Source organism: Bacillus sp. PS108 (assembly GCF_037963335.1).
Lineage (GTDB): Bacteria > Bacillota > Bacilli > Bacillales > Bacillaceae > Bacillus > Bacillus subtilis.
Genome location: NZ_CP150155.1, coordinates 1,822,917 through 1,834,825 on the forward strand (window position 1 = coordinate 1,822,917; position 11,909 = coordinate 1,834,825).

General features: G+C 44.0%; 5 protein-coding genes. 1 reads left to right on the forward strand and 4 read right to left on the reverse strand.

What is annotated here, in order from left to right; translation table 11 throughout:
- Positions 1 to 2: 2 nt before the first annotated feature.
- The gene (locus tag NSQ16_RS09205) at positions 3 to 7,634 is read left to right on the forward strand and encodes a beta-ketoacyl synthase N-terminal-like domain-containing protein (RefSeq protein ID WP_339232699.1); all 7,632 of its coding nucleotides are present in this window, start codon (positions 3 to 5) and stop codon (positions 7,632 to 7,634) included.
- A gap of 44 nt (positions 7,635 to 7,678) precedes the next feature.
- On the opposite strand, the gene NSQ16_RS09210 is transcribed toward NSQ16_RS09205, so the two are convergent.
- The 4 genes from NSQ16_RS09210 to aprX form a co-directional block, all read right to left on the reverse strand.
- Positions 7,679 to 8,896: a cytochrome P450 gene (locus NSQ16_RS09210; RefSeq protein ID WP_015715921.1), complete on the reverse strand. Its 1,218-nt coding sequence runs from the start codon at positions 8,894 to 8,896 to the stop codon at positions 7,679 to 7,681.
- Positions 8,897 to 9,126: 230 nt separating this feature from the next.
- The gene (locus NSQ16_RS09215; protein WP_003245436.1) at positions 9,127 to 9,483 is read right to left on the reverse strand and encodes a hypothetical protein; all 357 of its coding nucleotides are present in this window, start codon (positions 9,481 to 9,483) and stop codon (positions 9,127 to 9,129) included.
- 78 nt (positions 9,484 to 9,561) lie between these two features.
- Entirely contained in the window at positions 9,562 to 10,386 is an 825-nt protein-coding gene (locus NSQ16_RS09220) for an MBL fold metallo-hydrolase (protein ID WP_080479557.1), read from the reverse strand.
- 109 nt (positions 10,387 to 10,495) lie between these two features.
- On the reverse strand, positions 10,496 to 11,824 hold the full coding sequence (aprX, locus tag NSQ16_RS09225; protein WP_069703515.1) for a serine protease AprX: 1,329 nt from the start codon (positions 11,822 to 11,824) through the stop codon (positions 10,496 to 10,498).
- Positions 11,825 to 11,909: the final 85 nt, after the last annotated feature.

Here is an 11,909-nt window from a genome sequence, read left to right on the forward strand (position 1 = left end):
CAATGCTGAACACAGAAGACATTCTCTGTAAAATGCTTTTCGCACAATTACAGTCCATAGGGTTTTTCACAGAAAGTAAATCCCAGCCGGTATTGGAGAATTTCTATGGCAGATGGTTCGAAGAAAGCCAATCAATTTTAGAACGGCAGCAATTTTTGAAGCGAACGGAGAACGGATATGTTCCAACACGCTCAATAGGCACCATGAGCGAGCTGTGGAAAGAATGGAATGAACAAAAATCTGACCTGCTTCAAGACAATAATATGAAAGCCATGGTGACATTGGTGGAGACAGCACTTAAAGCCTTGCCGGAGATTCTGACCGGCAAGGCGTCAGCCACCGATATCCTGTTTCCGAATTCATCTATGGATTTAGTAGAAGGGATCTATAAAAACAATCAAGTCGCAGACTATTTTAATGATGTTCTTGCAGATACGTTAACAGCCTATCTGCAAGAACGTCTGAAGCAAGAGCCTGAGGCGAAGATTCGAATATTAGAAATCGGAGCCGGGACCGGCGGGACAAGCGCGGCTGTTTTTCAAAAATTGAAAGCATGGCAGACACATATAAAAGAATATTGTTATACAGATCTGTCTAAAGCTTTTTTAATGCATGCAGAAAATAAGTATGGTCCTGACAATCCATATTTGACATATAAACGATTTAATGTCGAGGAGCCGGCGTCTGAACAGCATATTGATGCGGGAGGCTACGACGTGGTCATCGCGGCAAATGTGCTTCATGCCACAAAAAATATCCGGCAAACATTGCGAAATGCAAAAGCAGTTTTGAAAAAGAACGGGCTGCTCCTTTTAAATGAAATAAGTAATCATAATATATATTCGCATTTGACGTTCGGCCTTTTAGAGGGCTGGTGGCTGTATGAGGATCCTGATCTCCGCATACCGGGCTGCCCGGGCCTGTATCCGGATACTTGGAAAACGGTGCTTGAGAGTGAAGGATTTCGCTATGTTTCCTTTATGGCTGAACAATCGCATCAGCTCGGCCAGCAGATCATTGCCGCTGAAAGTAACGGAGTCGTCCGTCAAAAGAAGAGAACGGAGGCAGAAGAAGATCCAAGCCATATACAAATGAATGCTGAAATCGATCATTCACAGGAAAGCGATTCTCTCATCGAACAAACGGCACAATTTGTGAAGCATACGCTGGCAAAATCAATCAAACTATCACCAGAACGTATTCACGAAGATACGACATTTGAGAAGTATGGAATTGATTCGATTTTGCAGGTGAATTTCATTCGTGAATTAGAAAAAATGACGGGAGAGCTTCCAAAAACCATTTTATTTGAACATAACAACACAAAAGAACTCGTCGAATATTTAGTAAAGGGGCATGAAAATAAGCTCCGGACAGCATTGTTAAAGGAAAAAACGAAGCCTGCAAAAAATGAAGCTCCACTTCAAACAGAGCGTACAGATCCTAATAAGCCATTTACTTTTCATACACGCCGCTTTGTTACAGAGCAGGAAGTCACTGAAACTCAGCTAGCAAATACCGAACCACTAAAAAAAGAAAAGACAAGTAATTTGCAAAGAACACATTTTAATGATTCTAGTACAGAAGATATCGCAATAATCGGGGTAAGCGGGCGCTATCCGATGTCTAACAGTTTAGAAGAGCTTTGGGGGCATTTAATCGCCGGAGACAATTGTATTACAGAGGCACCGGAATCCAGATGGCGCACATCTTTATTGAAAACATTATCAAAAGATCCAAAAAAGCCGGCAAATAAGAAACGCTATGGCGGATTTTTACAAGATATAGAGGCATTTGACCATCAGCTTTTTGAGGTGGAGCAAAACCGGGTGATGGAAATGACACCGGAACTCCGTTTATGTTTAGAAACCGTCTGGGAAACGTTTGAGGACGGCGGCTATACGCGAACCCGGCTGGATAAATTGCGGGATGATGACGGAGTAGGTGTTTTTATAGGGAATATGTATAACCAGTATTTTTGGAATATCCCATCTTTAGAGCAGGCAGTCCTCAGCTCAAATGGGGGAGACTGGCACATTGCAAATCGCGTTTCCCACTTTTTTAACCTGACCGGACCGAGTATCGCTGTCAGCTCAGCATGCTCTAGTTCATTAAACGCCATACATCTTGCGTGTGAAAGCCTGAAATTGAAAAACTGCTCAATGGCGATTGCTGGAGGTGTCAATTTAACACTCGATCTCTCTAAATATGATTCTTTGGAGCGTGCCAATCTGCTGGGAAGCGGCAATCAAAGCAAAAGTTTTGGCACCGGAAACGGGCTTATTCCCGGGGAAGGCGTCGGAGCTGTCCTGTTAAAACCACTTTCGAAGGCGATGGAAGATCAGGATCATATTTACGCTGTGATCAAAAGCAGTTTTGCTAACCATAGCGGCGGAAGACAGATGTATACAGCTCCGGACCCGAAGCAGCAAGCAAAGTTAATTGTCAAGTCGATTCAGCGGTCGGGCATTGATCCAGAGACTATTGGCTATATTGAATCGGCGGCAAATGGTTCAGCGCTGGGCGATCCTATTGAAGTAATTGCCTTAACAAACGCGTTTCAACAATATACAAACAAGAAACAGTTTTGTGCGATAGGCTCTGTCAAATCCAATCTGGGGCATTTAGAGGCGGCTTCCGGTATTTCCCAGTTGACAAAAGTGCTGCTGCAGATGAAGAAAGGGACGCTGGTGCCGACAATTAACGCGCTGCCTGTCAATCCAAATATTAAGCTGGAGCACACGGCTTTCTATCTTCAGGAACAAACAAAGCCATGGCATCGCTTGAATGATCCTGAAACTGGAAAACAATTGCCTCGCAGAAGCATGATCAATTCCTTCGGAGCGGGGGGAGCCTATGCCAATCTTATTATAGAAGAATATATGGAGACGGCCCCTGAGAAAGAACATATCGCTCTCCGCCAGCAGGAATTCACTGCCGTTTTTTCAGCCAAAACAAAATGGAGCCTGCTTAGCTATCTAGAAAATATGCAATTGTTTTTAGAGAAGGAAGCTTCTCTGGATATTGAACCCGTTGTACAGGCTTTACACAGGAGAAACCATAATTTAGAGCATAGGGCTGCATTTACAGTGACATCGACTCAAGAGCTGATCGAAAAACTAAAGGTGTTCCGAACATCAAGAGAAAGCTCACTCCAGCAAGGCATCTATACATCATTCGATTTACAGCCATGTCCGGAATCAGCATCTAAGGATAGAGAAATAAACGCAGCAGAGCAATGGGCACAAGGGGCATCGATTACTTTTAAAGAAGCTGATAGAGAGAACCGATCAGGCTGGGTTCATCTGCCTCACTATGCATTTGACCATAATACATCATTTCATTTCGATGTATCGTCTATCAATGAGAAATCGTCAGATGTTGAAGACAATATCAATCAGCCTGTCATTCAAGATCAATTCACTTATGATGAGCCTTACGTTCAAGGACATGTCTTCAACAATGAACGGGTGCTTGTCGGTGCCACATATGGCAGTCTGGCCATTGAAGCATTTTTTAACCTGTTCCCTGAGGAAAACAGCGGCCGTATCAGCAAATTAAGTTATATCAGTCCAATTGTCATCAAACAAGGCGAGACCATTGAAATTCAGGCAAAGCCGCTGCAAAAAGATCCAGTCATAGAACTGCAAATCATGTATCGCGAGCCGTCCTCTGGTTTGTGGAAGCCTGCCGCAATCGGACAATGCGGAATCGGTTCTTTTGAGCCAAAAAAAGTCAATATCGAGAACGTTAAGCATTCATTAACTAAGCTTCATCACATCGATCAGATGTATAAAACCGGAAACGGTCCTGAATGGGGAGAGTTATTTAAGACAATTACTCATCTCTACAGAGATCACAAGTCTATACTGGCAAAAATTCGCCTGCCCCAAAGGGGGCTGGCAAACGGGCACCATTACACTGTAAGCCCATTGATGACAAACAGCGCGTACTTGGCTATCCTCAGTTTCTTAGAGCAGTTTGACATGACAGGCGGCTTCCTGCCGTTTGGAATCAATGATATCCAGTTTACAAAGCAAACGATAAAAGGGGATTGCTGGCTTTTGATTACATTGGTTAAGAATACAGGTGACATGCTGCTGTTTGATGTAGATGTGATCAATGAGTCGTCAGAAACAGTGCTGCACTACTCGGGCTACTCGCTTAAACAGCTTCGTATTTCGAATCAAAGAGGAAATCAAAATAAGGCAATCAAAGCCAGCAATCTGAAAGATCGTATCAGAAGCTATGTAACAGATAAACTGGCAGTAAACATGGCCGATCCGTCAAAATTGTCTCTTGCAAAAGCGCATATCATGGATTTTGGAATCGATTCTTCTCAATTGGTTTCATTGACAAGGGAGATGGAAGCAGAGACAAAGATCGAATTAAATCCGACTCTGTTTTTTGAGTATCCGACTATTCAAGAGCTAATCGACTTTTTTGCGGACAAACATGAAGCATCATTTGCTCAGCTGTTTGGTGAAGCTCATCAGCAGGAAGAACGCCCAGCTCAAATCGAAAACCAAATGAAACAGATTCCGGCATACGAGACGAACACGGATAAAACAATCGAACACGCAGCAGACGGCATAGCCATTATCGGCATGTCGGGACAGTTTCCGAAAGCAAACAGCGTAACGGAATTTTGGGATAACCTTATCCAAGGAAAGAACTGTGTCTCTGAAGTGCCGAAAGAACGCTGGGACTGGCGCAAATATGCCGCAGCCGATAAGGAAGGGCAATCAAGCCTTCAATGGGGCGGTTTTATAGAAGGAATAGGTGAGTTTGATCCCCTGTTTTTTGGCATATCGCCTAAAGAAGCGGCGAATATGGACCCACAGGAGTTTCTGCTCTTGATACATGCATGGAAGGCGATGGAAGATGCAGGCTTAACAGGGCAGGTTGTATCCAGCCGCCCGACAGGAGTATTTGTCGCAGCCGGCAATACGGATACAGCTGTGGTTCCTTCCCTAATTCCAAACCGTATATCCTATGCACTTGATGTAAAAGGGCCAAGTGAATATTATGAAGCTGCCTGTTCCTCAGCTCTAGTGGCTTTGCACAGAGCTATACAATCCATTCGAAACGGTGAATGTGAGCAAGCCATTGTCGGGGCTGTGAATTTGCTGCTTTCACCAAAAGGCTTTATTGGCTTCGACTCAATGGGCTATTTGAGTGAGAAAGGGCAGGCCAAATCCTTTCAAGCAGATGCAAATGGCTTTGTCAGAAGTGAAGGAGCAGGAGTTCTCATCATTAAACCATTGCAAAAAGCCATTGAAGATTCTGATCATATTTATTCGGTTATTAAAGGTTCAGGGGTATCGCATGGCGGCAGGGGAATGTCACTTCACGCGCCAAATCCGGCCGGCATGAAGGATGCAATGCTGAAGGCTTATCAAGGAGCGCAAATTGATCCCAAAACGGTGACCTATATAGAAGCGCATGGGATCGCCTCTCCATTGGCAGACGCGATAGAAATAGAGGCGTTAAAGTCAGGCTGCAGTCAGCTCGAATTGGAACTTCCACAGGAAGTACGGGAGGAAGCGCCATGTTATATCAGCAGCTTAAAGCCGAGCATCGGACACGGTGAACTCGTCTCAGGCATGGCTGCTCTTATGAAGGTCAGCATGGCGATGAAGCATCAAACAATACCAGGCATATCCGGATTTTCGTCTTTGAATGACCAGGTGTCATTAAAGGGCACCCGTTTCCGAGTGACTGCCGAGAATCAGCAATGGAGGGATTTAAGTGACGATGCAGGCAAAAAAATTCCGCGCAGAGCGAGTATCAACAGCTATAGCTTTGGAGGCGTAAATGCGCACGTCATTTTAGAAGAATATATTCCTTTACCAAAACCACCGGTTAGTATGAGTGAGAATGGTGCCCACATTGTAGTTCTTTCTGCAAAGAATCAAGACAGGCTAAAAGCAATTGCTCAACAGCAGCTTGACTATGTGAATAAACAACAAGAACTGTCATTACAAGATTATGCTTATACACTTCAAACCGGCCGAGAGGAAATGGAAGACCGCCTGGCGCTCGTTGTCCGCAGTAAAGAAGAACTGGTAATCGGCTTGCAAGCCTGCTTAGCAGAAAAAGGCGATAAGCTGAAGAGTTCTGTACCTGTCTTTAGCGGAAATGCAGAAAATGGCTCGTCAGATCTCGAAGCCTTGCTGGATGGTCCATTAAGAGAAATGGTGATCGAGACTTTGTTGTCTGAAAACAACCTTGAAAAGATCGCGTTTTGCTGGACAAAAGGGGTGCAAATCCCATGGGAAAAGCTTTATCAAGGAAAAGGTGCCCGCAGAATACCGTTGCCAACCTATCCATTTGAAAAGAGAAGCTGCTGGAACGGCTTTCAAGCAGTAGAGAATACGCCTTCTGTTTCACAGGATGAGCGTATCAACAACAGCAGCGATCATCACATATTAGCAAATGTACTAGGGATGGCTCCGGATGAACTGCAGTTTCATAAGCCATTGCAGCAGTATGGATTTGATTCAATTTCTTGCATACAGTTATTACAGCAATTGCAATCAAAGGTGGACCCTCTCATTGCCTTGACGGAGCTTCAAGCATGCCATACTGTTCAGGACATGATGGACTTGATCGCAAAGAAACAGGAGGATACATCCTTACAAAATGATCAAGCTCGCACGTTTCCGGAATTAATACCGTTAAATGACGGCAAGCGGGGGCGCCCTGTCTTTTGGTTCCATGGCGGAGTAGGAGGAGTTGAAATCTATCAGCAATTTGCACAAAAGAGCCAGCGCCCTTTTTACGGCATTCAAGCCAGAGGATTCATGACTGATTCTGCTCCTTTGCACGGAATTGAACAAATGGCTTCCTATTATATAGAGATCATTCGATCCATACAGCCTGAAGGTCCTTATGATGTAGGCGGATATTCCTTAGGCGGGATGATTGCATATGAAGTCACTCGCCAGCTGCAAAGCCAAGGCCTTGCTGTCAAAAGCATGGTGATGATTGACTCCCCATATCGTTCTGAGACAAAAGAGAATGAGGCATCTATGAAAACGTCAATGCTGCAAACAATTAATACGATGCTGGCATCGATTGCGAAACGGGAAAAACTTACGGATGTTCTCATCAGCCGTGAAGAGGTGGACATAAGCTTAGAGGATGAAGAATTCCTGTCTGAGTTGATTGACTTGGCAAAAGAACGAGGGCTAAACAAACCAGATAAGCAAATACGTGCGCAGGCTCAGCAAATGATGAAAACACAGCGCGCCTATGATTTGGAGTCGTACACTGTTAAGCCTCTCCCTGATCCTGAGACGGTAAAATGTTATTATTTCCGCAACAAAAGCAGGTCTTTCTTTGGTGATTTAGACACTTATTTCACTTTATCAAATGAAAAAGAACCGTTTGATCAAGCTGCCTATTGGGAGGAATGGGAGCGGCAAATTCCCCATTTCCACCTGGTGGATGTCGATTCAAGCAACCACTTCATGATATTAACCGAACCGAAAGCGTCAACAGCCATGTTAGAATTTTGCGAAAAGCTCTATTCAAACAGGGGAGTAGTGAATGCGAATTTCCTTAAGGCTTTCCGAAAGAAACATGAAGCGAGGGAAGAAAAAGAAACAGATGAATTGGTGAAGCGCTGAGAAAACACAAACGCCCCCTCTTTTAAAAGGGGGCGTTTTGAATGTTATTTTGAAAGTGAAACAGGGAGACTTTCTAATCCTCTTAAAAAGACATTTTTTCTCCATTGAATGTCATCAGGTGCAACCGCAAGTTCAATATCAGGAAATCTCTTCAGAAGTGCGTTAAATGCAATGTGGCCTTCCAGCCTGGCAAGAGGCGCTCCTAAGCAGAAATGAATGCCAAAACCGAAAGAAATATGTCTGTTAGGCGACCGATTTATATTTAATATTTCGGGGTTCTCAAAAAAATTCGGGTCGCGATTGGCCGATCCAATGCCTATAAAAATCATGTCTCCTCTTTTGATCGAATGCCCCTTATATGTAAAGTCTTCAATGGCCCACCGATTTGCCATCATAACGACAGGTGAGGTGTATCGCAGCAATTCTTCAACCGCTGTAGCGATCATTTCAGGATGCTGCTTGAGCTTCTCACATTCCTTCATGTGCTGCAGCAATGCGAGGGTGCCTGAGCCGAGTAAGTTAACAGTTGTTTCAAGGCCGGCTACAATGAGCAAGAACAGCATCGAATAGAGCTCTTTTTCGCTTAACTTGCTGCCGTTTTCCTCAGCATGCACAAGTTTGCTGATTAAATCGTCTTTTGGCTTTATTCTTCTGTCATGGATCAGCTTGGCGATATAATCTTTAAATTCACGAAGAGCCTGATTTGTCAGCTCTCTATTACCTTCAGAGGTATCAACCATCGCATTGGTCCAGATTTGAAACTGTGACCGATCTTCTTTTGGGATTCCCATCAATTCAGATATAACAATAAAAGGCAAAGGGGAAGCGAAGGATTTCATGATATCCGCTTTATTTTCTTTTTCCATTTCATCTAAAAGCTGTTCAGCAATTTGTTCAATGCTGCCGCGCAGATTTTCAATGGTTCGGGGAGTAAATGCTTGATGAACAAGTGATCTCAGGCGGGTATGGTCAGGTGTGTCTTTTGCCAGCATATGATCGGATACAAAATCGATATCTTCACTAACGTTGAGCATTTTGATTTGTTCTTGGTTCATCACATTTTTTACGTCTCTTGTAATTCGGTTGTCTTTTAAAAAGGCCATACAATCATCGTATCGGGTAATTAACCAGGCCGGATATGTGGCTCCGAACCGTTTTAATTCAAATCGGTGAATGGGCTCTTCCTCTCTAAATCGTCCTAAAACTGAAAAAGGATTGTGATGAAACTCTTTACCATGCGGATGAAACATCAATTTTTCCATTTGCATTCTCCTCGCCTAATAGGGTAAATAGATGAATCAAATTGCTGAACTAGTTTACAAAAAACAGAATGATTTGAAATGTAATCCTGTCTCTAAAACTATATATCTATTTTAGGAGTCATTCAATAGGGTGAAGAACGAAAAAAGTGAAAAAACGGCTCGATATAAAGCAGCGCCTTTGAACGAAAGCTCAAAGGCGCTACGCTGTATTATTTTGATGAAAGTGATCGTCAGCTGTGCTGGATATCAATTGTATATACTGCACGATCTGTTACGACCTTCAATCCTTCGTTTTCTTGGTGAATATGAAGCTCACCTAATAAAGGAATCTCATAGGCATTTTGCGGAAGCGGTACGTTCCCGTCCTCAGTGAATGTTGTTCCTTCGCCTTCTAAAACCAGCTCTTCTTTCGCAACATAATCATCAGGATGATTCGTACTGCGTATAGCCACTTTTTGAAGGTGGAGAACTATCTGATCCAAGTCTGATATCTCTTCATCATGGGTCAATTCACCTTTTCTAATATCAAGCGTCTGGCCGACTTTTGATTCCAGCCATTGAGAAAGCTGTGTATTCGTGTGTGCCATCAATATTCCTCCTTTTGATCTACACGATACTATTCCCAATTGCTGCATCTTTTACACGGAAAAGAGCCGCCTCACTCTTTATGTATGAAACAATTCGCTGTTGAGAGCCTTGATATAGCGTACGGCAGAACGCTGGACCGCTTCGCCGGCATTTTCTTTGACAACTTTAGAAAAAGCATTGTAAAGCCGGTTGAATTGAAGCGGTTTTACTTTGGCTGCTATTTCTTCAACTTTGGAGGCGGGAAGGGGAATGAGGTTTGGGTAGCTGTACATAAAGCTGACCCAGTTTCGGTCCGCCGCAACCGTAATGATATCTCCGGTCAATAGACAGCCTTTCCCTTCATTTCCCTTGCTCCAATGCAAAACAGCACCGCCTTTAAAATGTCCGCCCAGTCGGTAAAGGTCCAGTCCCGGCTTCACGTTGAGCGTTTCCCCTGACCAGAAGTGAATGTGATTGCTTGGCCTTGTCACCCATTCTTTATCATCCTCATGGATATAGATCGGCGCCTGAAACGCTTCAGCCCACTCAACTTGAGTAGAGTAATAATGCGGATGAGACAAGGCGATGGCTTGAATACCGCCTAATTCGTTGATTTGGTCAATTGTCTTTTGGTCAAGATATGTCATGCAATCCCACAGCACATTGAAGCCCTTATGCTGGATAAGATGGGCTGTTTGTCCAATCGCAAACTCTGGTTCAGTTTTGATGCTGTAAAGATGCTCTTCTTCCTTTTTAAGGATGTTTTGAAGGTTTCCTTTCTCACGCATGTCTTCAAGGGTTGTCCAACTTTGTCCATCGGGATGAATATACTGCCTTTCATCCTCGCAAATCAGACACGAGTTGGGCGGATCTACAGTCTGTGCATGTTGCACACCGCATGTGTTGCAGATATAATATGGCACTTTCTTCACTTCCTTCATCTATTTTCCATTATTTTACCTTATGATTATGAATATTCAAACAAAAAACCGGCAGTTCTGCTGAGAGAGAATTGCCGGCTTTTGATGATGTTTATTGGCCGGGAACGGAATTTTCTGCGTTGACAGCGCCCGCTCCGTACACATTCGGATCTTCATCTTTCCATTTGTCCGTGCCGTTTTTCAAAAGCTCTTTTACTTCATCAGGGGTAAGATCCGGGTTTTGCTGAAGAATTAAAGCTGCGATTCCTGCGCAAATCGGTGTTGCCATTGAGGTTCCTGACATTGTAAAGTACTGAGACCCTACACGGCTTGACTTTTGGAGCTTATCAATATAAGAATTCGGAGAGCGAAGGGAAATAATATTAACACCCGGCGCTAAAATATCGGGCTTTTCTTTCCCGTATACTGTCGGGCCGCGGCTTGAGAAGGAAGCGACAGTATCATCATCGCTGCTTGCAGTATTGTTATCGTCAAGCGCACCTACTGTAATCACCTTTTCGCTCACGCCCGGGCTTGCAATGGTCTGCGAATCAGGGCCTGAGTTTCCGGCAGCGACACAGACGACAATCCCTGCGTTCCACGCTTCTTCAACCGCTCTGACTAACGGATCTTCCTGTTCATGATCATATCTAAGGGCATCGCCCCCGAGCGACATGCTAATAATATCAATCGGTTCATCGAGGTTGTCCTCATTGTATTGAATACACCACTCAACACCCTCTATAATATCTGCTAACGTTCCTGAACCCTGCTTGTTTAATACCTTTACGCCGATGAGATTGGCTTCCGGTGCAGGTCCGCGGTATTGACCGGAAGAGGATGCGCCGCTGCTTGCGACATCACCTGCACAGTGTGTGCCATGACCATTATCATCGTACGGCTCTGTTTTTTGATTGACCATATCCGCGAATCCGATAATTCTGCCTTCTAGATCAGGATGCGGGTAGATTCCTGTATCGACAACAGCGACAGTAACACCTTTTCCTGTCAGGGTTTGCCCGTTTCTGACGACTTCCTTCGCATGGCTTGCTTCGGTTGCCGTGTCTAAAAGCGCTTTGACTTCGCGGTTTAAATACACTTTACGGATATTGCTGCATTCAGAGAGAAGGGAATGTAATGCTGAAGGAGTAACCTCGGCGCTGCAGCAGTTGATTTTGTTGAAGCGGCTTTTTAGCTTGCTGCGTTTTTCTTTTTGCAGCACATCTCCAGCCATTTGAAAGCCGGTCTCGTGACAGCCTTCCTCAAATTCGATAATGACTGACATTTTTTTTCTGTTTTGCAATTTGGTTTCGAAAAATTTATGCAAGAAGCAAGGAGTCCATTTGAAGGGCTTGTAAAGCTGCAATACGGTTTCCCGTAACGGCCAATCTAGCTTGTGAGCATTTGCTCTCACCATTTGTACCATAGAGTACCCAAACATGTATTTTCCTCCTATTATAAGGTTCTCTGTATACTCTATGAACAGATGATAGGTTTGGTAAGTTTGTTTGTCCTCTGTAAGAGAC